Source organism: Alkalimarinus alittae, assembly GCF_026016465.1.
Lineage (GTDB): Bacteria > Pseudomonadota > Gammaproteobacteria > Pseudomonadales > Oleiphilaceae > Alkalimarinus > Alkalimarinus alittae.
In genome coordinates this window covers 1,992,882-2,018,119 of sequence record NZ_CP100390.1, presented here as the reverse complement: position 1 = coordinate 2,018,119, position 25,238 = coordinate 1,992,882, and the positions used below count along the sequence as shown (strand labels likewise).

Sequence of the window (25,238 nt, the reverse complement as noted above, 5' to 3'; positions counted from 1 at the left end):
TTATGTCTGTTTATATTTTACGGCGCATACTGTTAATGATTCCAACCCTGTTTGGGATCATGCTACTTAACTTCCTTATTATACAAGCGGCCCCTGGTGGGCCCGTTGAACAAACCTTAGCTAAGTTACAAGGTTTAGATTCAAGCGTACAGAACCGCATGGGTGATAGCATGTCGGTCGAGGTATCTTCATCTAGTGGCGATAACTCATCCTATCGTGGCGCTCAAGGGTTAGATTCAGAGCTCGTTAAAGAAATCGAAAAGCTATATGGCTTTGACAAGCCCCCTCATGAACGTTTCTGGCTAATGATTAAAAGCTACGTGTTCTTTGATTTTGGTGATAGCTTTTTTAGAGATCAGTCTGTTATTGATTTGGTCATTGAAAAAATGCCAGTTTCAATATCTATCGGGCTTTGGTCCACGCTCATTATTTACCTAATTTCTATACCTTTAGGCATTAAAAAAGCAGTCTATGATGGTTCCAAGTTTGATGTATGGACTAGTAGTCTTATTGTTGTCGGCTATGCAATACCCGGTTTTCTGTTTGCCGTCTTATTAATCGTGCTATTCGCTGGCGGCACTTATCTAGATTGGTTCCCATTAAGAGGGATCGTTTCAAACAATTTTGACGATTTAACGTTTTTCGGAAAAATTGCCGACTACTTTTGGCACTTGGTTTTACCGATAACCGCTAACGTTATTGGTGGCTTTGCCACTTTAGCACTCCTCACCAAAAACTCATTTCTAGATGAAATCCGAAAACAATATGTTATTACCGCTCGCGCAAAAGGGCTTGAAGAAAACAAGATTCTTTACGGCCATGTGTTTAGAAATGCGATGTTGATTGTCATTGCTGGCATGCCCGGGTTGTTAATGGCGTTATTTTTCTCAGGCTCATTATTGATTGAAGTGATTTTTTCATTAGATGGGCTTGGTTTGCTTGGTTTTGAGTCAGCTTTAAATAGAGACTACCCCGTCATGTTTGGGACGCTGTATATCTTCACGTTAATGGGATTATTTTTGAAGTTATTAAGTGATATCACCTATGTACTGGTTGACCCTCGTATCGACTTTGAAAGCAGGGAGGGATAAGCCATGAAGAACAATCGACCTATCAATCCTATAACTCAAAGAAGAATCGACAATTTTAAAGCAAACCGTCGAGGCTATTATTCATTATGGATTTTTGCCTTTCTATTTTTTATTACATTATTTGCTGAAGTCATCTCAAATGATAAGCCGTTAGTGGTGTATTACGATGGGTCTATTTACACACCCATTATTAATACCTATACCGAAACGGAATTTGGAGGCGATTTTGAAACTGAAGCAGACTATCGTGATAGTTATATTCAAGCGCTTATTAATGATAATGGCTGGATGATCTGGCCACTTATTCGCTATAGCTATAAAACCATAAATTACGATCTACCTGTGCCTGCACCTGCCCCTCCTTCTACTGAGAACTGGTTAGGCACCGACGATCAAGGTCGGGATGTCTTCGCCCGCCTGATTTATGGGTTTAGAATATCGATTCTGTTTGCGTTAACGCTCACACTGCTGAGCACTGTTGTGGGCGTGATCGTGGGTGCTACTCAAGGCTATTACGGCGGTAAGGTTGACCTGGTTGGACAACGGCTTATAGAGATTTGGTCAGGCCTTCCGGTTCTTTACCTATTAATCATTCTCTCAAGTTTTGTTCAGCCAAGTTTCTGGTGGCTGTTAGGTATTATGCTGTTGTTTAGCTGGATGGGGCTAGTAGATGTCGTTCGTGCAGAGTTTTTAAGAGCGAGAAACTTTGAGTATGTTAGAGCAGCCAGAGCCTTAGGCTTGAGTAATCGCGGTATTATGTTTAAACATATGCTGCCTAATGCAATGGTCGCCACCCTAACCTTTATGCCGTTTATTCTCACTGGTGCCATTGGCGGGCTCACTTCGCTCGACTTTCTTGGCTTTGGTATGCCACTAGGCTCTCCTTCTCTTGGTGAGCTTATCGCGCAAGGCAAATCAAATCTGCACGCACCTTGGTTAGGTATTTCTGCATTTGTTGTATTGTCACTTATGTTAACGTTATTGGTCTTTATCGGTGAAGCCGTTCGAGACGCTTTTGATCCTAAGAAGGCTTAATTGATAATGGATAGTCAATCACTCATTTCAATCAAAAATTTACGCGTTTCTTTTTCGCAGGGTGACCAGCCAATAGAAGCGGTAAAAGGCGTGTCCCTTGATATCCAAAAAGGGGAAACAGTCGCCATCGTAGGTGAAAGCGGCTCAGGTAAGTCAGTAACTGCACTGTCTATTCTAAAACTACTACCCTACCCGAAAGCCTATCATCCTAGCGGCGAAATCATATTCGAAGGGCAGGATATCCTTCAAAGCAACGAAAAGTCGATGCGCTCTATACGCGGTGATAAAATCAGTATGATTTTTCAGGAACCGATGACGTCGTTTAACCCGTTACATTCGATTGAAAAACAAATTAGTGAAACGTTACTGCTACATAAAGGGCTGAGTGGCAAAAAAGCGCGTGAACGTGTCATTGAGCTATTATCATTAGTTGGTATTCCTGAACCTGAGTCACGCCTAGCGTCTTATCCTCACCAATTATCAGGTGGTCAGAAACAGCGTGTGATGATTGCCATGGCCCTCGCAAACGAACCCGACCTTCTTATTGCAGATGAGCCAACCACTGCGCTCGATGTCACGGTTCAAAAGCAAGTATTAGAACTGTTAAGGGATCTTCAAGCAAAATTGGGGATGGCCATATTATTAATTACCCACGACCTCAACATCGTTAGACACTACTCTGACAAAGTCGCCGTTATGCACCTAGGAAAAATTGTTGAACAGGCAGAAACTGCAGCGCTCTTCAAGTCACCTAGCGTCGACTACACCAAAACATTGATTGACGCAGACCCGACGGGTACACCCGAACCAGTAGCAGATGACTCACCTACATTATTAAATACTCAGGATTTGAATATTTGGTTTCCGGTTAAAAAGAACTTTTTTGGAAAAACAACGGCTTACTTTAAAGCCGCTAATAATATCACTATATCTGTTCGTAAAGGTGAAACGCTCGGTATCGTTGGTGAAAGCGGTAGCGGAAAGACAACCTTAGGCTTATCGCTGGTCAAATTACTGCAAAGCCACGGTGAAATTAATTTTAAAGGGCACCCGATACACACCTACAATCAAAATCAATTTCGCCCTCTCAGACGTGAAATTCAAATCGTATTTCAAGACCCTTATGGTAGCCTAAGTCCTAGGATGTCAGTTCAGCAGATCATAGAAGAAGGGTTAGTGATTCATCAGCTAGGCAATGATCAAGAACGAGAAGCGAAGATTATCCAGGCGCTTAAAGATGTTGAGTTAGACCCCGAAACTCGCCACCGTTATCCTCACGAGTTTTCGGGGGGTCAACGTCAACGTATTGCGATCGCTAGAGCATTGGTCCTTCAACCTGAATTAATCATTCTAGATGAGCCTACCTCTGCACTTGATAGAACCGTGCAGTCTCAAGTTGTAGACCTTTTGAGAAATATTCAGCAAAAATATCACATTAGCTATTTATTTATCAGTCATGACTTAGCCGTCGTCAAAGCGCTTAGTCACAGGGTGATGGTGATGAAACAAGGTGAGGTCATTGAATATGGAGACTGCCACCAAATCTTCAATCACCCCAATGAGTCATATACTCGCTCGCTTATTGAAGCGTCATTCTATAACACTCAAGAAGCCGTCAGTTAGCCGTAATTAGGCATGAACAAGTACTATTATTAAAGGAGTTAATTATGGGTCTATTAGCGGGTAAAAAAGCGCTAGTGGTCGGTATCGCAAGCAAGCTCTCTATAGCAACGGGCATCGCTCGTGCTCTTCACCAACAAGGTGCCGAATTAGCGCTAACCTATCAAGGTGATAAGTTAAAAAAACGTGTTGAAGATTTCGGTCAGGAATGGAACACAGATATGGTGTTTCCTTGTGATGTTACCGATGACCAACAAATAGAAGACCTTTTTACCAGCATCGGTAAAAAATGGGATGGAATTGATATTATCGTCCACTCTGTTGGTTTTGCGCCTGCAGACCAACTTGATGGCAACTTTGTTGATGTTACCACTCGAGAAGGGTTTGCGATTGCTCATGATATCAGTTCATATAGCTTTATTGCCCTAGCAAAAGGTGGTCGTGAGCTAATGAAAGGGCGAAATGGCTCATTACTCACTCTCACCTACTTAGGCGCAGAACAAACCCTACCTAATTACAATGTGATGGGCTTAGCTAAAGCGAGTTTAGAGGCGAACGTCAGGTATATGGCTAATAGTCTAGGCCCTGAAGGTACACGCGTGAACGCGATATCAGCAGGACCAATTAGAACACTTGCCGCTTCCGGCATAAAAAGCTTTAGAAAAATGCTAGCGGAAACAGAGCGAAGAACACCATTGCGTCGTAATGTCACAACAGAAGAAGTCGGCAACACCGCGGCATTTTTAACCTCAGACTTGGCTAGCGGTATCACCGGTGAAATTCTCTATGTTGATGCGGGCTTTAACATTACCGCGATGGGCAGTCTTGAGGAATAATTCAACTTATTCTAATAATTTTGGACTACGTCACTGTAACAGTTTGTAAAAAACATTAACTTCTATGGGTCTCAATGCTCCGGTATTCGAGACCTTTATTTATGACAATTAATTTTCTGTCTTTTTAAGTGCCAAAACTGTTACACACTACCCTGTAGTGGTTAGGCCATCTAAACAAAGAGTACGACTAACCAGGTGACTTCAGTGCAACGAATTTATACTCAAATTTTTGTTTTATTGTTTATAGCGTTAGGTGTAAGCGGCTGTTCCAGTATGGGCGCAGCAATGAAGGCCAGCCCTTCATTTGTCAATTCTCTAGGGTTTGCTGATATCCCTCTTGAAGATTTAGAAGAACGCTATACCAATGAATATTCCAAATGGGCTAATGTAAACGGCTTAAATATTCACTATCAAGAGGTCGGAGAAGGCCCTACGATCGTACTGGTTCATGGCATTATGTCATCGTTACAAACCTGGGATGACTGGGTACTAGAACTTAGTAAGTCCTACAGAGTAATCAGCCTCGATGTGCCTGGTTTTGGTTTAACGGGTGCGCCTGAGTCCATGGATGACTTCAATGAAGAGTACTTACTAAACACTTTTGCTAAGTTTCTAGATATTATAGAAGTCGACCACATGTCTATAGCTGGAAACTCTTTAGGCGGCTATATTGCAGCACAGTATGCCTCTAATTACCCAAACCGTGTTGATCGTCTAATTTTATTAGACCCTGTCGCATACCCGCAAGAAGTCCCTTGGATTATTGACTTTGCAACAGCCCCTGTAATCTCAACCATTGGAGGTTTTGTTCAGCCACCTCTACTTATTACCTTGAATGTTAAACAAGTTTATGGTGATCACCAGCGGATAGAACGAAGGCATATGGATCGCTATGTCCACATGTCACAACGCCCTGGTGCAAGAAAATCTTATATTAAAATAATGGAAATTTTGAAAGAAAGAAGCTCTCAGGAAACACCACTCCCGTTTGCTCAAATTAAAGCCCCAACACTTCTAATGTGGGGTGAGGCTGATAAATGGGTACCTGTCGAGTTATCTAAGCGTTGGAATGAAGATATCAGAGATAGCCAAGTAGTCATCTACCCAGGGGTTGGCCATATGCCTATGGAAGAGATCCCAAGCAAGACTGTCATGGATGCCATCGCCTTTTTAAATGGTAAAGAAATCATCCCACCTAAGCCGATATCTAAAGTGAAAGAATTCAGTGAGCCCGGTGCTTCTGAGCGAATGATAGAAGCGGTAGAAGAGTAATACTGTACTAATAAGAACGAACTGAAACACGATTTCACTATGTGATTCCCCTTCTCTGGCGGAATCGCATAGTTGAATCATAAAACTGTAACGACGTTAGTCGCTCAACCAATTGGCGATGGCTAATTTCCAATCAATTATTTCTGTCCCCTCAGAATTAAATAGCATAATACCTGCTACATAACCTGAACCACTACTGGACAAGCGAACCCAACGAACCTCACCGGTTAACTCGAACTTCTCATCACTATTAGGAAACTCTAACGTCATCTGATGAATTGCACCAGCCGTTAAAGGCGTATCCATTTTGACCTGCAGTCCATTTGCCGAAAAGTCTAAGGTTTTGCAAGACACTACCTCCGCACCATCTAGACTGCCGGGAGCTGCAGAAACGGTTTCAACAAATAAAGTTGCTGAACGACTCAAGCGAGACTCTTCACGCCTCTCATCATCTTTTATTAAATTCTTTATATCAAAATTATCCATTTATCCCCCTGCTATTTCCCGACCCTGAGACGACCTACCACTCTTGATAACGTATCATCAAATTCAGCCCCTCCACTCAGAATTTCAATCTCCCCATCAATCAACTTTTTCATAAACGCTGGGGTTTTGACTTCAAACTTCTTAAGTCCCATTTTATCAACAAAAATAAGCTTATTGGTTGCATTAATTTTAACAACTAGCTTATATTTTTCTTTTATATCGCCTTCTAGCACTGATATCCAAGCACCTAATGATAAGTCAGCAATCAATTTTAGGGTTTCTTGTTCTTTTTCTAATCGTTTTTTCTCTGCGGCCTTTAACTTTTCCTCTTTTAAGCGCTTGGCAGCCTCTTGGTTTTTTAAGCGAATAAGCGCTTCTGCTTGCTGTTTTTCTAGCCTTAATTGCTCTGCTTCAGCTGCCGCTTTTTGTTTCGCTTTCTCTCGTGCCTCATGTTGCGCATGCGCAACCTTGCTAAGCCCTCGTAGGGTCTCATTAAAAACCTGACTTAGAAGATAACAACCCTTTATGACACTAATGGTACCCGCTTTCATGCCTTTTTTTAGGTCTTCATAAGGCATAATTAAAGACTTCATACCTGCATGGTTTAACCAAAGAATCTGCCTAGAATCAGAAAAATATCGTGCAAATTTTAGTCGTGTAGCGCCTTCATTTTGCTTAAAAATAAACCAGTTTCCGCACATCTCGGAAAGCGCTTGAGCATCAGGTCTGCCCTCATCATCAAAGTTAATTTCACTTTCTCTAACCGTGGCTGCAGTTCTTTCTATATCCGCATTTTGTAATACTAAGATGAGTAACTGCTGAATGGACTCCCATTCGTCATTTGGTATTGCTATTTCGTAAAGATTTGCAGCTGCAGCAAGTTCATCCACCAGACCTTCAGCATGACGAAAGAGCGATTCATTATTTTTGCGATTCATATCTGCAAAGACAAAGATAACCCGTTCGGTTAACGCCACAAGTTCCTTCCATTTTGCTTCTGTCTCTGGGTCCCCTTGCCCGTTTTTTAATAACGCACTTCTAAGTACTGGTTGCCACTTTTCTACTAAAAATGCGTTTATTACAGGCGGTATATGTTTACCTTTAAGCCGTTTACCAAGGGTGTAACAGCTAAACTCTGTTGAATATCTAGACGTTGCAGCCCCCTGCTCAGTAACCTCTAAACGTTCAAATAGCTTTGCGATACGTACACGCTGCTTCTCTTGTGCCTTGGCCCAATTGTCCCTTAAGGCTTCGAGCGGTTCAGGTGAGATAGAATTAATTGTAAGCAGTGATTCATGTATTTCAGATAGACGATCAATAACAGTCTGACTCACTCGCTTAGGTTCTTGAGCCCAACCTATTTGACTGGCACAAATATCATCAATCAAAGCCAAAATTGGACTACTCTCAGACGCAAGTAGTGACGGGTACATTACAAATATTTTAGCCAGCACAAATCTCCAGCCACTTATAATGCCTTTTAACTGCTCATCAATATTCGCCTTACGAAAGAAAACATCAGTAAGCCTATCGCACAAAAATAAGGAGTTATAAATCCGTGGAGATAATCGAAACCTATCCCCTTGAATCTCCAGCACCTTGATGAGTGATGTCTCACCGTCCAACAGAGAAGCATCGCGCGCACAATCACTCAAAAAATCGGATAGCGCGACGACAATCTCTTCAGTTTCCTGACTGTTACTAATTTCATATTTTAAATCGGGAATTCGTAACTCTTTGGTAATCTGATCTATCGATACCACTCTTTATTCCTTAATGACGTTTAACGGGATAGAACCCCGTATTTGGCAATCTACTTTAAGCACTCTACTCTCAATTATAGCCGCGTTTTTCAAAACGGATCTTTATTCGTTAATTATTCTTAACCTAACCGTCATGGTTATTTTTTATACAAGTAGTATAATGAACTTACCCATAACAACAGGGGACTATGTCATGTATAACTTAACGTTAGATCGTAGAAAGCAAGAAAGACGGTATGTTCAATCAGCCTCAAACAAAGGAAGGTCTTCTTTATGCAGAAGAAGTATCGAAAGACGATGCGATAAAAGACCGTTAACTGAGTTTCCTTATTTACCTGAAGTAATCAGCTATTAATTTTATTAACCCGCTTTTTAGCGGGTTTGTTTTTATCTACCCTACGATATCATCAGCCCGTAACCGACTCGATACCTTCATACTTTTGTGCCACTTCCTTGACCTATTCCGTTGCATTATTATTTTGAATAAAGCAACATAGATACACTTTTAAGTCTCTCACTCATATTGAGGGCCACACTAGACAGCATGTACCCCATGCGGTGTGTAATAATACTAATTAAATAACCATTGGATCGGACTGATGACCACCTCTTCTCTCGACAACGTAAATGTAGCTAGCCAAGAAATTCTCATTACACCTGATAAGCTAAAACAAGATATCCCTTTAACAACACTCGCTGAACAAACCATCCTTAATGGCAGAGAGACCATCAACAATATACTCGATAGAAAAGATCATCGTATCTTTGTCGTTGTGGGCCCCTGCTCAATTCATGATTTAAAAGCAGCAAAAGAGTATGCTGTTCGTTTAAAGAAGCTAGCTGAAGAGGTTAGCGACACACTTGTACTTGTCATGCGTGTCTACTTTGAAAAGCCAAGAACGACTGTTGGCTGGAAGGGTTTAATTAATGACCCACACCTTAATGACTCTTTTGCGATTGAAGAAGGCCTCCATATCGGTCGTCAATTACTGATGGATATCGCTGAAATAGGCCTTCCAACAGCAACAGAAGCATTAGACCCAATTTCACCACAATACTTACAAGATACTATCGCTTGGAGTGCTATCGGCGCTCGTACGACTGAATCACAAACTCACCGAGAAATGAGCAGTGGCTTATCAGTCGCTATTGGTTTTAAAAATGGGACCGACGGAAATTTAGACGTCGCCACGAATGCGCTTAACTCTGTATCACATCCACACAGTTTCTTAGGTATTAACCAAGAAGGCCAAGTCGCTATTATTAGAACAAAGGGCAACCCTTATTCCCATATCGTATTACGTGGTGGTGGCGGTAGACCAAACTACGATTCAGTCAATATTGCACTATGTGAACAGCAACTTGAGAAGTCAGGTCTTGCTAAAAATATTATGGTTGACTGTAGTCATGCAAACTCAAATAAAGATGCCAACCTACAGCCATTAGTTGTTCAGGACATCACTCATCAGATTCTTGAAGGAAACGAATCAATCGTAGGTTTAATGATTGAAAGTAATCTAAACTTCGGCAATCAATCGATTCCTAAAGACCTTTCTGAGTTAAAGTATGGTGTATCAGTAACGGATGCTTGTATCGATTGGGAGACGACCGAAAAAACCCTTAAAGATATGCGTAATAAGTTAAAAGATATATTGCCAGCAAGATCTACGTCTAAGACTTCATAACGTCGCTTTTGACGAACATAAAAAAAGCGCCTGCTATTTGGCGCTTTTTTTATGTCTGGATATTAGGATTAATTCATCCATTTCAGTTTATTTCTTAAACCCACCACTTCACCAATAATGATAATGGTCGGGGCTTTTACTTTTTCGGACTTAACGATATCCGGAATGGTGGAAAGTGTACCGACAACCACTTTTTGATCTTGTGTGGTTCCCTTAGAGACAAGTGCTATCGGCATATCTGCACGCATTCCATGCGCGATTAATTGGTCACAGATAATGCTTAAACCAACGAGCCCCATATAGAACACAAGCGTTTGGTTCTCCTGCACGTAATCTAGCCAAGGCAGGTTACAGGAATCATCTTTAAGATGGCCTGTCACAAAACGCACAGACTGAGAGTAATCCCGATGGGTTAGAGGGATTCCCGCATAAGATGAACAACCTGAAGCAGCCGTAATACCAGGCACTACCTGAAAAGGAATACCTTCATCGCTCAGACGGTCAATCTCTTCGCCACCACGACCAAAAATAAAAGGGTCTCCACCTTTAAGCCTTAATACTCGCTTTCCTTGCTTGGCCAATGTAACCAACAGTTCATTAATTTGTTGTTGCGGAAGTGTATGATTAGCTCTCTCCTTCCCTACATCTACTCGCTCAGCATCAGCTCTCACCAAATCAAGAATCGGCTGAGAAACCAAGCGATCATATAAAACAATATCTGCCTGCCGCATCAGCCGTAATGCTTTAAAGGTCAACAAGTCTGGATCACCAGGGCCTGCACCGACTAAATAGACTTCACCGCCGGGTTTAAATTCATCACTCTTTAAAGAAGACTCTAAGATTAATTTAGATTCTTCTTCATGACCTGAAAATATTTTCTCTGCAAAGAGGCCTTCAAGATGGTGCTCCCAGAAACGGCGACGTTGGTTTAGGTCTGGGAACTTTTCCCTCACTTGATCTCGATACTTACCTGCCACATCAGCTAACCGACCAAATGAAGAAGGTATAGCCGACTCAAGTTTACTTCTTAATAAACGCGTTAAAACAGGTAAAGAACCACTACTCGAAACCGAAGCAATAATAGGCGATCGATCAATAATCGATGGAAATATAAAAGAGCTACTTTTTGCTCTATTTACCACATTAACAGGTAGGTTGCGGGCCGTCGCTTTTGTGGCAATGCCATCGTCAACGTCAGTATTACCCGTAGCGGCGACCACTAAAACAACGTCATCCAGTAGTTTTTCATTAAAAATTGAAGACACCAGGGTAACGTCACCACTATTGATGACCGCTTGTATTGATTTTACAGGTTCGCTTGCACATAGCTTGACGCTTGCACCTGCTCTCAGCAAGAGCTCTATCTTTCTGGCAGCAGGTTCACCACCACCGACTACTAACGTAGACGCATTTTTTAGATCAAAATAAAGCGGTAAAAAATCCATAACTACAACCGTTATTCATGTAATGTGTATTTGATTAACGAAATTCAAACGTTTGAGATTCCGTTAATCAACTTAGCCTTAAAACAGATAGCTAAATGCAATTACCGACCAATGACGTCTTTTCCACCCATATAAGGCTTTAGAACGTCTGGCACTTTTATTGAACCATCTTCTTGTTGGTAGTTTTCCATTACCGCAATCATTGTTCTGCCAACAGCTAAGCCCGAACCGTTCAAGGTATTTAGTAATTGTGGCTTACCTGTCTCTGGGTTTCTCCAACGCGCTTGCATTCTTCTTGCCTGATAATCTCTCATGTTGCTACATGAAGAAATCTCACGGTAAGTGTTTTGGCCTGGTAACCATACCTCTAGGTCATAGGTTTTCGCAGCAGAAAAGCCGAGATCTCCACCACACAAGATAACCAGTCGATAAGGAAGCCCTAATTTCTGTAAAATAGTTTCTGCATGCCCTGTCAGGTCTTCTAATGCCTGATCTGATGTTTCAGGTGCGACCATTTGCACAAGCTCAACTTTGTCAAACTGGTGCTGCCTAACCAACCCTTTAACATCACGTCCGTAGGACCCTGCTTCGCTTCTAAAGCTAGGTGAATGACACACAAACTTTAGTGGTAACGCTGATGCATCTATAATTTCATCACGAACAATGTTCGTGACAGGTACTTCTGCAGTAGGGATTAAGTAAAAATCACGCTCCCCTGGCACCTTAAATAAGTCTTCTTCAAATTTAGGTAACTGACCCGTACCGAATAGCGACTCGCTATTAACAAGATAAGGCACATAAATTTCATCATAACCGTGTTCAGCGGTATGGGTGTCCAACATAAATTGAGCTAATGCACGGTGCAATCGAGCAATATCTTTCTTCATCACAGCAAATCGAGAGCCTGCTAATTTTACGGCGGCTTCGAAATCGAGCTGACCCAATTGCTCACCTAATTCGATATGATCTTTTACTTCAAAATCAAATGTCTTAGGCTCTCCCCATTTACGAATCTCAACATTGTCATCTTCACTTGCACCTTCTGGCACACTATCATCAGGGATATTAGGTATTCCTGCTAACAGGCTATGAAACTCATCTTGTACGGCTTTAAGTTCTTTTTTGGCGGCCTCTAGCTCATCACCCATCGCATTCATTTCTGCGAGTATAGGGGCTATGTCTTCACCTGCAGCTTTTGCTTTTCCGATATTTTTAGAGCGCGTGTTACGCTCACTTTGCAACTCTTCAGTTTTAGTCTGAATGGCTCTACGCTGTTCTTCTAGCTGATTAAAGCGAGCGATATCAAGCTGATAACCTTTCTTTTTAAGTTTAGTGGCTATTTCTTCAGCGTTTGCACGAACAATTTTGGCATCTAACATTGGAGTGGTTCTTTCCCTATATTAATCTTATAAACAATTATAGTAATTTTGCGAGTGATACGCCGGCCCATACGGCAAGAATACATAGTATAACGGAGCTTAGTATATACGTCACAGCACTTAGCAGCTGACCCTGACTAATAAAGCTAAACGCCTCTAAAGAAAATGTCGAAAACGTTGTAAATGCACCTAAAAAGCCGACTACTAATATAGATTTAAGCTCGGGTGACAAATGCATTTTTTGCACGACAATCACGTATAAAATACCCATTAGGAACGAGCCGAGTATATTGACTAGCAATGTACCAAATGGAAACGTTTTACCTAACCAGCTTGTGACCAAGCCAATAACGGCGTATCTCGACAAAGCTCCGAGGGCTCCACCTAAAGCAATGGCCATCACTTGGAACATATTATATATACCTAAATGTAAGCTATTATGAATATTAATTCAGTTAAGAATGGCTAACTTTTTGTTAAGAGACACCATTCAAATTTACACAATGATAAAGTGTTGTTAATCCTGACCGTATCGTTTGTGCCGGCTTGTTCGATTCTGCTCTCTTAGCCAGTTGAGTTTATCTGAGATTTTCTTTTCCATTCCACGCTCAACAGGATTGTAGTATTGGGTATCCTTCATTTCTTGAGGAAAGTAATTCTCGCCTGCAGCAAAAGCATTGGGTTCATCATGCGCGTAACGGTACTCTTGGCCAAACCCTAAATCTTTCATTAACGCGGTTGGTGCGTTTCTTAAATGTTCTGGCACGTCATAAGCTGGCGAAGCACTAACATCGGCACGACATTGATTATACGCGGTATAAACCGCATTACTTTTGGCCGCTACCGCAAGATAGATGATAGCTTGCGCTATCGTCAACTCGCCTTCTGGTGCCCCTAAACGGGTCTGAGTGTCCCAAGCGTTAAGGGCAATCTGAAGGGCTCTAGGGTCTGCGTTACCGATATCTTCACTGGCCATCCTTACCACACGCCGAGCAATGTAAAGGGGGTCACAACCGCCATCTAACATCCTAACATACCAATACAGTGCACTATCGGGGTCTGAGCCCCTTACAGATTTATGAAGCGCAGATATTTGTTCATAAAAAATATCGCCACCTTTATCAAACTGCTTTAAGCTCGACTGCATCACTTCTTGCAACACTGATTTAGTAATTAACTTACCACTCTCTGACTCTTCTGCAAGGTCTGATGCTATTTCTAATATATTAAGCGTTTTACGTGCATCCCCGTCTGCGCTTTGCGCAATCAGGTCGACAAGCTCAAGGTCAATGCTAATATGTTCATTCACTAACCCTCGTTCGTCGTTTAAGGCATTGGATACTAATTGAGACAACGCATCAACTGAGAGTTTTTTTAACGTATATACCCGTGCACGAGACAAAAGTGCGTTGTTTAATTCAAACGAGGGGTTTTCAGTTGTCGCCCCAATAAAAATTAACGTTCCATCTTCAACAAAGGGTAGGAACGCATCTTGTTGGGTTTTATTAAATCGATGAATTTCATCCACAAATAAAATGGTATCTTTGGCAGATGAAGCTCTAAGGTTTTTAGCACGTTCTATTGCAGCTCTTATATCTTTAACGCCACTTAGCACCGCAGAGATACTTTCAAAATTGGCATCGCAACAGTCGGCTAATAATCGCGCAAAGCTGGTTTTTCCTACCCCAGGCGGCCCCCATAAAATCATCGAGTGCAACACACCTTTTTCGACGGCCACTCTTAGTGGTTTATTAGCACCTAATATGTGATCTTGACCGATATACTCAGCGAGGTTTCTCGGACGCATTCGAGCGGCTAGGGGTTGATACTGCCCAGAAATAGCCGAGCTAGGGCTTTCGTCTATAGAGCCAAATAAATCGTCACCCGAAGCCGTGGTCATTACTGGCCTAACTCGCGAATGACATCGGTGCCCTCTGGGATAATAAACTCAAATTGCTTATCCGTCATTCCACTATTAATTTTGGCATCGTTGAAGCCAATGGTGCTTTTTTGACCTAATGAATCAGTTAAGCGCATTTCAACCAATATATCGCTATCAAATCGCAATCTAAGAGATTCAAATAATGAGTCAGCACCTCTTGGCATAAGAACATATTGATTAATCGTCTTATCCCAGTTTTTATGATGAACTAAATAGCTCTCCCCTAACTTTTTAACATCACCACTAAACAAAAGAGCCGGCGTATTAGACAACTGCTCTGTCACCGGTTGTACAGTGGCTTGCTCAAGGTCAGGGTCATAAACAATCACATTATGTCCATCTGAAACAATAACCTGCTCTAAAGGCGGTTCGGTATGCCAATAAAAAAGTCCTGGGCGCTTCGCTTTTAGTATACCTCGACTTTCTTGGACCGACGTACCCGCTTTATCAACCACGTATTGAACAAAATGCGCCTCAATGGATTGAAGTTTTTCAAGCTGACGAATAAGCGATTCTGTCGCTTCGTCTGCATGACTTGTCACCGATATAAAGATCAAGTTAAAAGCGATCAACGTGCGCATCGCGTTTGAAAATAGTCGTTCTTTAAATGTCGTCATGTATGTGATTTCCCTAAATTAATCTTTTGGTGGAGGCGGTGCGAGTACTTCACGAGCACCATTATGCCCTGCCTCACTAACAACCCCAGCGGCTTCCATTGCTTCTACAAGGTTAGCCGCGCGGTTATAACCAATTTTAAGCTTTCTCTGAACCGATGAAATAGACGCTCGCCGTGTTTCTGTGACAAACGCAATCGCTTCATCAAATAATGCATCTTGTTCACTGTCACCACTGCTTTCTCCCGAAAGCCCTGGGATCGGTTCTGATGTATCGCCACCCGATAGAATTTCATCTATATACTCAGGTTCACCACGCTGTTTCCAATCTGCAACCGTTCTATGAACTTCATCATCAGAAACAAAGGCACCATGAACACGTATTGGTAAACCGGTGCCGGGCGGCATATACAGCATATCACCATGTCCAAGTAGCTGCTCTGCGCCCCCTTGATCTAATATTGTACGAGAATCTATTCTTGATGATACCTGAAACGCTATTCGCGTCGGAACGTTAGCCTTAATAAGGCCTGTAATAACATCAACAGAAGGTCGCTGAGTGGCCAGAATTAAATGTATACCTGCTGCACGTGCCTTTTGTGCGATGCGGGCAATAAGTTCTTCGACCTTTTTACCCACGATCATCATCATGTCGGCAAATTCGTCTACCACCACCACAACGCATGGCAATGTCGTCAATTCAGGTCGATCTTCTTCACCATTCAAAAGGTGTTCATCGGGTTTCCAAATGGGGTCTTTTAACGGCTCGCCTGCTTCTATACCATCCTTAACTTTACGGTTATAGCCCCCAAGGTTTCTGACCCCTAGCGCAGCCATCAAGCGATATCGACGCTCCATCTCTGCCACACACCAACGTAAAGAGTTGGCCGCTTCTTTCATGTCGGTCACAACAGGTGTTAATAGATGCGGAATACCGTCATAGATAGATAGTTCCAACATTTTTGGATCTATCATGATCAAACGCACTTCTTCAGGCGTAGACTTATAAAGCATGCTTAATATCATGGCGTTAACACCCACAGACTTACCTGAGCCTGTGGTACCTGCCACCAAGAGGTGAGGCATTTTGGCAAGGTCAACGACAATGGGGTCGCCTGCTATATCGTTACCAAGAGCAAGTGTTAGCGGAGACTGCGAATCATCAAAATCTTTAGTTGATAGCACTTCACTAAAAAGAACCATCTGTCTTTTTTCATTCGGTATTTCTATCCCTACTACCGACTTACCAGGAATAACCTCAACCACCCTTACGCTTAATACCGCCAGTGATCGAGCCAAATCCTTAGCCAAATTAGTGATGCGACTAACTTTTACACCTGGGGCTGGTTGTATTTCGAAACGGGTAATGACTGGGCCAGGATTAACCTCGACAACTTCAATAGACACGCCAAAGTCTGCAAGTTTCTCTTCGAGCAAGCGAGACAGGTGCTCCAACACTTCAGTTGAATACCCTTGTTCTTTTACCTTTTCAGGGGCATCTAGCAGCGAAATGGGAGGTACCCTTCCCTCTTGAAAAGCGAACAGCTTGCCCTGTTTCTCCTTAGCCACTCGTTTGCTTTCAGCTGAACTACTCTTTTTAAGGAAAGGCGCTATCTTAAGTCCTTTCCCTTTTTTCTCTTCCTGAACTGAGCGTCCATTATTGTCTGCGAAAATAGTATCTGAAGCAGACTGATTGCTCGATGGGCGTTGAGAGTCACTCGATTGCTCATTATGCCGTCCCATTACAGGATCTACACGTTTAGCAACAGTCAGATCATCACCTTTATTTGGATTATCCCCCGTCTTTCCAATACCCACTTTGCGCTGAAGCTTTTTGATCAGCGAGCGATTTTCTGTCACAGCCGCTGATTCACTAGCCGTGACTTTCTCAGTAAGAATAGGTGGGTCTATATTGGCGATATTGTCATTAGGATTACGCGCTCTTTTTTGTGCTTTTCGCTCGCGTGAAGCCTGTATGCGCGCACTGACAAACGCCTTAAGTTGTTTAAACCAAGCAATCATTTTATTCACGAACTTTAACGTAATTCCACCCGTGCTATCCATAAGCTTGAGCCACGAAAGGCCTGTAAAAACAGTGATGGAAAACAAAAATATCGCGACCAACAGTAGACTACTGCCCGACAAATTAAAGGCTGACAACATACTTGCAGAAATTTCTTGCCCTAATACACCGCCAGATGAAATAGGTAGCCCTGCAATAGAGTAAATAGACAACAAGCCAGTAGCGCTAACAAGAACAAGGAAAAAACCAATCGACCGCACTAAAAAAAGAGGCCAGTGAAACTCCATCTTTTTATGACGATTATGGAATTGAAGCCAAGCTTTGTATGAAATGAGTAATGGAAATAAATAGGCTACATATCCGAAGAAGTAAAACAGAACATTAGCAAACCAAGCCCCCGTTACACCGGCATAGTTTGTTGCGACCTGATTATGACCCGTATTAGCCCAACCAGGATCATCAGGGTTGTATGAGAAGAGCGCCATAAATAGGTAAACACAGAGCGCTACTAAGCCGATCAGAGCACCTTCTCTTACACCTTGTGATATATAAGCCTGAAATCGACCTTGTTTATCTACTTTTACGTCTGCTTCATTCATACCGAGTGGGTTATTTTTTAATACAAAGAGGAAGTGTATCGTTTCTCAAGCGCTAAATCACCTTCGTGGTTCAACAATTGAAAAGATAAACTTAATATAGTGCTGATAGTATAGAATCTTTCTCAGGAAATGACGCTATATATATGAAAAATAGCATCATTTACCGAGAAATTTAATACAGAACCGCGTTACGCTAGCCCTGCAGACATAAACCCTAATTGCAGGTCTTTTTTGATATCTTCAACTGACTCTAGGCCAACAGAGATTCTGATAAGATTGTCAGTAATACCACTGCGGGCTTTAGCCTCATCAGATAAACGCCCATGCGTGGTGGTCGCCGGATGAGTGATGGTCGACTTTGTATCGCCAAGGTTAGCCGTAATAGAAATGAACTGAAGCCCATCTATAAATTTCCAAGCTTCGTCTTTACCGCCTTTAATTCTAAACGATAAAACACCACCAAAACCATTTTGCTGCTGTCTAGCAAGTTCATACTGAGGGTGTGTCTTTAGCCCTGTGTAAAATACAGATTCTACTGAGTCTTTCGAATCGAGCCATTCAGCAATCGCCAGTGCGCTTTCGCTATGCGCTTTCATTCGTAAACAAAGTGTCTCTAGACCTTTAAGAAATACCCAGGCATTAAAAGGGCTCATGGTAGGCCCTGCTGACCTTAAAAAACCATAAACGTCTTCCATGAGTACATTACTACCCACAACCACTCCACCCACACAGCGACCTTGTCCATCAAGGTATTTAGTAGCCGAATGTACAACGATGTCAGCACCGAGCAATAGCGGCCGCTGAAGCGCTGGCGTACAAAAGCAATTATCTACAACTAGTAACGCATCATGACGATGAGCCAACTCAGAAAGCGCTTTTATATCGCCTATTTCACAGACGGGGTTAGAAGGCGTTTCAAGAAACAATAATCGTGTATTTTGACCCACTGCTTCTTGCCATTGCGCAAAATCAGTTAAGTCAACAAAGGTGGTTGTTACACCAAACTTAGCCATGTATTTCTCAAAAAATACATTAGTCGTACCAAACACACTTCTTGAGCACACAACATTATCACCTTGCTTAAGCAAAGCAACGCAGGTGCTTAGTATTGCAGCCATACCCGATGCAGTCGCTACAGCACGCTCACCACCTTCCATCGCAGCAATGCGCTCTTCAAACATTTGAACGGTAGGATTTGTAAATCGCGAGTAGATATTGCCTTTTGATTCACCACTAAAACGAGCCGCGGCTTCTGCTGCATTATTAAACACAAAACTAGAAGTGGGAAAAATCGCCTCACTATGCTCTAACTCATGCGTGCGGTGAATCCCTGCTCTAATAGCGATAGTGTCTATATCTACACCCTCTAAATTAGCAACAGGAATCGCGCCATCTTTTTTTATACTATTAGCCATAATTCTCAATCGTTATTATGCAGGTCGATCACAGTATGATCGTCATCGAATTCTTTATTCTTGGTACGTTTACTACTTTCTTTGCGCGCTAATTCTAAGTTCTCTAGATAGGCAGGCGTAATATCACCAGTAATATACTCACCGTTAAACACAGAGCAGTCAAAGTTATCAATGTGCGAGTTACCTTCTTTAGCACACTCGACTAGATCTTCAAGGTTTTGGTAGATCAACCCATCAGCACCAATCGCTTCTTGTATTTCAACCACTGTCCGGTTGTGTGCAATTAACTCGCTTGCGGCCGGCATATCAATGCCATATACATTTGGGTAGCGTACTTCAGGGGCTGCCGATGCGAAAAACACCTTGTTTGCACCAGCGTCTCTTGCCATCTGTACGATTTCTCTACACGTCGTACCACGCACAATTGAATCATCAACAAGCAATACGTTCTTTCCCTTAAACTCTAGCTCAATAGGGCTTAGCTTCTGACGAACTGACTTTTTACGCTGGCTTTGGCCTGGCATAATAAAGGTGCGGCCGATATAACGGTTTTTAATAAACCCTTCTCTGAATTTAACCCCTAGCCGATAAGCCATTTGCATTGCTGACGTTCGGCTGGTGTCTGGAATGGGAATAACCACATCGATATTATAATCGGGGCATTCTTTCATCATCTTATCAGCTAGTTTCTCACCCATACGTAAGCGGGCTTTATATACTGACACTTTATCGATGATCGAATCAGGTCGTGCAAAATATACATGCTCAAAAATACAAGGATTTAACTGCGGATTTTCTGCGCACTGCTGACTGTACAGCTGACCGTCCGTTTCTATATAAATCGCCTCACCTGGGTCAATGTCTCTGACTAAAGTAAAGCCTTCTGCCGTTAGAGCAACGCTTTCGGAGGCAATCATATACTCTGTACCCTGCTCGGTTTCACGCTTACCATAGCAAACAGGTCGAATACCATGAGGGTCTCTAAACGCAACAATACCGTAACCGGTTACCATTGCGATAACCGCATACGCACCCTTACAGCGTTTATGAACCGCTTTAACCGCTTCAAATATTTCTACTTCTGTTGGAACTAATTTACCTTGCTTTTGAAGCTCGTGAGCAAACACATTAAGTAATACTTCAGAGTCGGAATTAGTATTAATATGTCGTAAGTCAGACCGCAGCAACCCTTCAGCGAGTTCCGACGTATTAGTGAGGTTGCCATTGTGCGCAAGCGTGATACCGTAAGGAGAGTTAACATAAAATGGCTGAGCTTCTGCAGAGCTTGAAGACCCAGCTGTCGGATACCGAACATGGCCAATCCCCACGTTACCGACAAGTCTACGCATGTGGCGAGTGCGAAAAACATCGCGAACTAGCCCATTATCTTTTCTAAGAAAAAATCGATCATCCTGATAAGTTACAATGCCCGCGGCGTCCTGTCCCCGATGCTGTAAAACCGTTAGTGCATCATAAAGCACTTGGTTAACATTGGTTTTTCCAACAATTCCTACAATACCGCACATTAAAGCTACCTCACTAGGGCATAAACAAGATATAAAGTAAATCTTAACAGGTTTTGGGTGATGGAGCTGTGTACTATTTTAGTCTAAACAAAACAAATTTAATCTAAAAAAGCGAAAACCATCATACTAACTTCGTATTTACACCCTAACTCGTAAAAACAGAAAATTGATCTTCAAACATTGATCTTGACCATTGCTCTAACACTTGGAGTTTCGAGATCATGACTGAGTCTCTCCACCAAGTATCTTCAACTACAGGCGTCACCCTGAGTAATGCTATCGTGACAACCACGATTATGACGCCTCTAGCTACGCCAAAAATAACACCTAAAAGGCGATCAGTTGTCGATAATCCCGTTATTTTGACCAGTAAACCGATTAGGTTATTAATAATGGCACCCACGATCAGTGTACCTATAAATAATATTGCAAACGCAGCCACTGCACGAAAAACGACGGTATCAATAACATCGATAAGAAGAGTCTGTAAATTAGGGTTAAACGTACGCGCAATAATGAATGCGGCTACCCATGTCACTAGAGATAAGGCTTCTTTGACAAAGCCTCGTTTCAAACTGAAAAGGCTAGATAATGAAATGATCGCTATGATTGACCAGTCTGCCCAATTAAACATAAATGTGGTTCATCTAATGATAGGTTTCGATGGCGCGCATTCTAACAAAGAAAATAAACATAACCAACGACAATCAAAACTTGTTGCTCTATGTTTTGCCTTCATTACTTAAAATGAACTACAAGTGTTTTAAGCTTATACTTTTTATCGAGCTGTTTTTTGATTTTATCAGCATACCCTTTATCAGCATAAGGCCCACTAAACACTCTAATTAACGGCTTACCGTCTTTGTCTACTTTGGTTGTGTGCCCGTCAAAACCATCTTTATTTAAGGTATCTCGAAGGTTGAAAGCATTTTTATGATTACCGAAGGTTCCAAGCTGAACCATCCAAACATTACTGAGCTCCTTCTCTTTAAACACAGTAGAGGCTGGCTTTGCATCCACAACCTGTGGCTTTACTTCTAAAGGCTTGCTGCTTTCGGCCGGCTTATCACTGGCACTCGTTTGTTCTATTTCAGGCGTAGTAGAGGCGTTATGCGAAACTGCAGTTTGGTTTACTACCTGAACAGGCGTTTGATCACTTTCTACTGAGCTTACGACTGAACGCTCTATAGGTTTGTTATCAGATGAAGGCTCAATGAGCTTAAATTTCGGTTTTTGAGGCGAATTTAAAGTAATAACCGGCAACTCTGATTGAACAGGTATTGGGATAAGCTGTGTTTTTGATGGCTGATGTGGCTCATCAAAAATCATCGGTAGAAAAATAACTGCAAGCGATACAATAACTAGTGCGCCTACAACTCTTTGCTTTAATCCATCCATTTTAATTCTCTTTCACCTATAACGCGTTAAATCGAATAATGAGTCAGTTTATATCAGAAACAACATGAAAGGAGCCAAAGCACATTACAATTCCGTCACTTTCTTTTGCAACGTTAACTGCCTCATTAAAAGCATTGTTAAGCCCATCATACTCTGTAAACTGCTGTTGATTGTTGCTGAGCGCATTGCAAATTTCTGGCAATTTCATTGCACGCGGACATGCGAGCGGAGCAATATACCAATGATCTATTTGGCCGTTCAATCCTTCAACAATGCCATTAACATCTTTATCTGTAAGTACTGAAAACACCGCATAAACAGGCCTCCCCCCTTTTATCTCTGACAGTCGACGAGATAAAAACCTGGCAGCATGGGGGTTATGACCTACATCTAAAAGCACTAGCGGTTGGCTGCCATAAACCTCAAACCGCCCCTTAACCGCAAAACCATCTAACGCTTTTAAAATGTGAGTGTCATTAGTAAGATGACCAAGACACGCCATTGCTTGAATAGCCGTTAATATATTACTTTCTGGCAACAAGCTATAGGGCATTAAAATCTCTTTAGTTGAGCCCGTTTGATCACGCAAATAACCGACTACTCTCTGTGCACTTTGAGAAGGCTGGGTATCGAACACCCAGCTATAGTCTGCAACTGCTTCGCTCGGCTGATTCCTTAAGCCAAAGTGGGTGTCATGTATATGAAGATCTATATTTTGAGCGTTAGCTTGTTGAATAACGCTTTCTGGTGGATTATCGCCGCCATATATAGCAGGCACACCCTGTCGAAAGATTCCGGCCTTTTCAAAACCGATACTTTCTCGGTTGTCGCCTAGCCACTCAACATGGTCAATATCAACCGATGTGATAATAGAAAGATCTGGATCGACAATATTTACCGCGTCAAGCCGTCCACCTAGGCCTACCTCGAGCAAAACGACATCTAGCCGCGCCCGCTCAAGGCAGTAAAGTGCACCGAGAGTACCACATTCAAAATACGTTAAAGGTGTTGTGCGGCGCGCTTTTTCGACGACCTGAAAGCTTTCTACAAGACGTTTATCATCTATAAGCTCGCCATTAATTCTGATACGTTCATTATAGATATGAATATGGGGTGAACTATAAACCCCAACACTTAGACCGGCCTCTAATAACAACCGTTCAAGCACCGCGATAGTGGAACCTTTACCATTTGTACCTGCGACCAGCACTACTTGCTTTGCAAGTCGCCCCTTCCTGAGCCTAGTGTAAACTGTGAGAGTTCTGTCTAACCCCATTTCAATATCAGAAGGATGATTTTGCTCTATTAAAGTCAACCACTGTTGTAACTCGTCTTGATAGGACTTAGTCATTGTCTAAATCGTCATCCTCAGGGTGTGATTGTCCCGTTAACTTCGATAATAAGGACGCTAAACGAGTTCTTAACTGTTGCCTTGGAAGAATCATGTCAATAACACCATGTTCTAAAAGAAACTCACTACGCTGAAAACCCTCTGGAAGTTTCTCTCTAACCGTCTGCTCGATAACTCTTGGGCCAGCAAACCCGATCAATGCATTAGGCTCTGCAACATTTACGTCACCCAACATGGCAAGACTGGCTGAAACACCTCCAAAAACAGGGTCTGTTAACACTGAGATAAAGGGAATGCCCATTGACTTCATTCGCTCTAACACCGCGGCCGTTTTAGCCATCTGCATTAACGAGGCAAGCGCCTCTTGCATTCTAGCACCACCACTGGCACTGAAGCAGACCAATGGAATACCTTGCTCCATAGAAACCTGAGCAGCCCTTACAAACTTCTCACCTACAACAGCCCCCATAGAGCCGCCTAGAAACTTAAATTCAAACGCCACAACCACAACGGGGATTTGTAATACCGTCCCCTGAAAACACACTAAAGCATCTTTTTCGCCGGTTGCTTTTTGGTTTGCAATTAGACGATCTTTATACTTTTTACTGTCTTTAAATTTTAAGCGGTCTTGTGGGGCCAAGTCGTTTGCAATCTCTACTCGCCCCTTTGGGTCAAGGAAGATATCAATTCTACTTCTTGCAGTAAGTCTCATGTGATGTTGGCATTTAGGGCAAACATCTAGGTTTTTCTCAAGCTCTGGCCGATATAAAACGCTTTCGCACTTTGGACATTTTTTCCATAACCCTTCAGGCACAGTACTTTTTTGTGAGGATTCAGACCGAATAACACTGGGTACAATTTTATCAAGCCAACTGCTCACCAACCTACTCCTTTTAAAATACCGTTAACCAACATCACTAACACTCATTTTGAGGCAACCACTCAGGCATCCATTGCTTGACGCATTGATGAGATTATATTGTATATTTTAGATTTAATTTGCTCATTATTGCCTTCATTCTCGGCAATAGTATTGACCAATACACTCCCTACTATAACGCCATCTGCAACGTTCGCAACAGCGGCGGCTGACGCAGCATCCTTGATGCCAAAGCCAACACCGACGGGGATATCACTAATACTTCGTATTACGGCAAGTTTATCTGCAACACTGTCTACATCAAGGCTTGCAGACCCCGTAACCCCCTTAACGGATACATAGTAAACATAGCCTGAGCTTGCATTACAAATAGCCTTAATACGGTCATCTGTTGTGGTCGGAGCAATCAAATAGACGGAGTCGAGGTTATGACGCTTCATCTCTTGAAGTAGTTGATGACCTTCCTCTGGCGGAAGGTCTACCACTAACACACCATCAACACCGACCTCAACAGCTTTACGCGTAAATACAGCATATCCCATTTTAATAATGGGGTTTAAGTAACCCATTAACACAACAGGCGTTGTGGTATTTGTTTTACGAAAATCAGCGACCATCGAGAAAATATCATCAAGCGTTACATTGTGTTTTAACGCTCTTTCGCAGGCCAACTGAATAACAGGACCGTCTGCCATCGGGTCAGAAAACGGAATACCTAACTCAATAATGTCAGCCCCCCCCTTCACCAACTCATGCATCAACTCGACGGTTAGCCCAGGCACAGGGTCTCCGCCAGTAATATAAGGAATCAACGCACTTTTTCCGTCACCCTTCAATTGTGCCATAACAGCTTTAATTCTACTCATTTGAACATCCCT

Annotated in this window: 22 protein-coding genes; 7 read left to right on the top strand and 15 right to left on the bottom strand. The window is 42.4% G+C overall.

Features of this window, described 5'->3' with window-relative positions; translation table 11 throughout:
- Window positions 1-2 precede the first annotated feature (2 nt).
- The 5 genes from NKI27_RS09130 (at window position 3) to NKI27_RS09110 (ending at window position 5,854) form a co-directional block, all read left to right on the top strand.
- Window positions 3-1,091, top strand: coding sequence for a microcin C ABC transporter permease YejB (locus tag NKI27_RS09130; protein ID WP_265049351.1), 1,089 nt, complete (start codon window positions 3-5; stop codon window positions 1,089-1,091).
- Window positions 1,092-1,094: 3 nt separating this feature from the next.
- Window positions 1,095-2,126, top strand: a complete 1,032-nt coding sequence (locus tag NKI27_RS09125; RefSeq protein WP_265049350.1) for an ABC transporter permease — start codon at window positions 1,095-1,097, stop codon at window positions 2,124-2,126.
- A 6-nt stretch (window positions 2,127-2,132) separates the two neighbouring features.
- On the top strand, window positions 2,133-3,749 hold the full coding sequence (locus NKI27_RS09120; protein WP_265049349.1) for an ABC transporter ATP-binding protein: 1,617 nt from the start codon (window positions 2,133-2,135) through the stop codon (window positions 3,747-3,749).
- 44 nt (window positions 3,750-3,793) lie between these two features.
- Window positions 3,794-4,582 (top strand): enoyl-ACP reductase FabI, encoded by a 789-nt coding sequence (locus NKI27_RS09115; RefSeq protein WP_265049348.1) that lies wholly within the window; start codon window positions 3,794-3,796, stop codon window positions 4,580-4,582.
- A 204-nt stretch (window positions 4,583-4,786) separates the two neighbouring features.
- Window positions 4,787-5,854: an alpha/beta fold hydrolase gene (locus tag NKI27_RS09110; RefSeq protein WP_265049347.1), complete on the top strand. Its 1,068-nt coding sequence runs from the start codon at window positions 4,787-4,789 to the stop codon at window positions 5,852-5,854.
- Window positions 5,855-5,950: 96 nt separating this feature from the next.
- Here the strand turns inward: NKI27_RS09110 and NKI27_RS09105 are convergent, their stop codons facing one another.
- Both NKI27_RS09105 and NKI27_RS09100 read right to left on the bottom strand, forming a co-directional pair.
- Window positions 5,951-6,340, bottom strand: a complete 390-nt coding sequence (locus NKI27_RS09105) for a PilZ domain-containing protein (RefSeq protein ID WP_265049346.1) — start codon at window positions 6,338-6,340, stop codon at window positions 5,951-5,953.
- Between the two features lie 11 nt (window positions 6,341-6,351).
- On the bottom strand, window positions 6,352-8,103 hold the full coding sequence (locus tag NKI27_RS09100) for a DUF1631 domain-containing protein (RefSeq protein WP_265049345.1): 1,752 nt from the start codon (window positions 8,101-8,103) through the stop codon (window positions 6,352-6,354).
- A gap of 160 nt (window positions 8,104-8,263) precedes the next feature.
- Here NKI27_RS09100 and NKI27_RS09095 point away from each other — a divergent pair, with 160 nt between their 5' ends.
- Together NKI27_RS09095 and NKI27_RS09090 are read left to right on the top strand one after the other, a co-directional pair.
- Window positions 8,264-8,458, top strand: a complete 195-nt coding sequence (locus NKI27_RS09095) for a hypothetical protein (RefSeq protein WP_265049344.1) — start codon at window positions 8,264-8,266, stop codon at window positions 8,456-8,458.
- Window positions 8,459-8,702: 244 nt separating this feature from the next.
- Complete coding sequence (locus NKI27_RS09090) at window positions 8,703-9,788, top strand: 3-deoxy-7-phosphoheptulonate synthase (protein ID WP_265049343.1); 1,086 nt, start codon at window positions 8,703-8,705, stop codon at window positions 9,786-9,788.
- A gap of 68 nt (window positions 9,789-9,856) precedes the next feature.
- Here NKI27_RS09090 and cysG read toward each other — a convergent pair whose 3' ends face one another.
- The 13 genes from cysG to trpA all read right to left on the bottom strand — a co-directional run bounded on the left by cysG (window position 9,857) and on the right by trpA (window position 25,226).
- Window positions 9,857-11,233, bottom strand: a complete 1,377-nt coding sequence (gene cysG / locus NKI27_RS09085) for a siroheme synthase CysG (RefSeq protein WP_265049342.1) — start codon at window positions 11,231-11,233, stop codon at window positions 9,857-9,859.
- Window positions 11,234-11,334: 101 nt separating this feature from the next.
- Window positions 11,335-12,612: a serine--tRNA ligase gene (gene serS, locus NKI27_RS09080; RefSeq protein ID WP_265049341.1), complete on the bottom strand. Its 1,278-nt coding sequence runs from the start codon at window positions 12,610-12,612 to the stop codon at window positions 11,335-11,337.
- 37 nt (window positions 12,613-12,649) lie between these two features.
- Window positions 12,650-13,024, bottom strand: coding sequence for a fluoride efflux transporter CrcB (gene crcB / locus NKI27_RS09075; protein ID WP_265049340.1), 375 nt, complete (start codon window positions 13,022-13,024; stop codon window positions 12,650-12,652).
- Between the two features lie 105 nt (window positions 13,025-13,129).
- Window positions 13,130-14,419: a replication-associated recombination protein A gene (locus NKI27_RS09070; RefSeq protein WP_265049495.1), complete on the bottom strand. Its 1,290-nt coding sequence runs from the start codon at window positions 14,417-14,419 to the stop codon at window positions 13,130-13,132.
- Between the two features lie 92 nt (window positions 14,420-14,511).
- Window positions 14,512-15,171: an outer membrane lipoprotein chaperone LolA gene (lolA, locus tag NKI27_RS09065; protein WP_265049339.1), complete on the bottom strand. Its 660-nt coding sequence runs from the start codon at window positions 15,169-15,171 to the stop codon at window positions 14,512-14,514.
- Between the two features lie 18 nt (window positions 15,172-15,189).
- Window positions 15,190-17,790 carry a DNA translocase FtsK gene (locus NKI27_RS09060; RefSeq protein WP_265049338.1) on the bottom strand — a complete coding sequence of 867 codons (2,601 nt, stop codon included), beginning with the start codon at window positions 17,788-17,790 and terminating at the stop codon, window positions 15,190-15,192.
- 188 nt (window positions 17,791-17,978) lie between these two features.
- Complete coding sequence (locus NKI27_RS09055) at window positions 17,979-19,205, bottom strand: O-succinylhomoserine sulfhydrylase (RefSeq protein WP_265049337.1); 1,227 nt, start codon at window positions 19,203-19,205, stop codon at window positions 17,979-17,981.
- A gap of 5 nt (window positions 19,206-19,210) precedes the next feature.
- Entirely contained in the window at window positions 19,211-20,731 is a 1,521-nt protein-coding gene (gene purF / locus NKI27_RS09050) for an amidophosphoribosyltransferase (protein WP_265049336.1), read from the bottom strand.
- Between the two features lie 145 nt (window positions 20,732-20,876).
- Window positions 20,877-21,365 carry a CvpA family protein gene (locus tag NKI27_RS09045; protein WP_265049335.1) on the bottom strand — a complete coding sequence of 163 codons (489 nt, stop codon included), beginning with the start codon at window positions 21,363-21,365 and terminating at the stop codon, window positions 20,877-20,879.
- 104 nt (window positions 21,366-21,469) lie between these two features.
- Window positions 21,470-22,129, bottom strand: a complete 660-nt coding sequence (locus NKI27_RS09040) for an SPOR domain-containing protein (RefSeq protein ID WP_265049334.1) — start codon at window positions 22,127-22,129, stop codon at window positions 21,470-21,472.
- Between the two features lie 43 nt (window positions 22,130-22,172).
- Window positions 22,173-23,480 carry a bifunctional tetrahydrofolate synthase/dihydrofolate synthase gene (gene folC, locus NKI27_RS09035; RefSeq protein WP_265049333.1) on the bottom strand — a complete coding sequence of 436 codons (1,308 nt, stop codon included), beginning with the start codon at window positions 23,478-23,480 and terminating at the stop codon, window positions 22,173-22,175.
- On the bottom strand, window positions 23,473-24,360 hold the full coding sequence (gene accD / locus NKI27_RS09030) for an acetyl-CoA carboxylase, carboxyltransferase subunit beta (RefSeq protein ID WP_265049332.1): 888 nt from the start codon (window positions 24,358-24,360) through the stop codon (window positions 23,473-23,475). The genes folC and accD overlap by 8 nt, the downstream gene beginning before the upstream one ends.
- Before the next feature lie 62 nt (window positions 24,361-24,422).
- Window positions 24,423-25,226 (bottom strand): tryptophan synthase subunit alpha, encoded by an 804-nt coding sequence (gene trpA, locus NKI27_RS09025; protein WP_265049331.1) that lies wholly within the window; start codon window positions 25,224-25,226, stop codon window positions 24,423-24,425.
- Window positions 25,227-25,238: the final 12 nt, after the last annotated feature.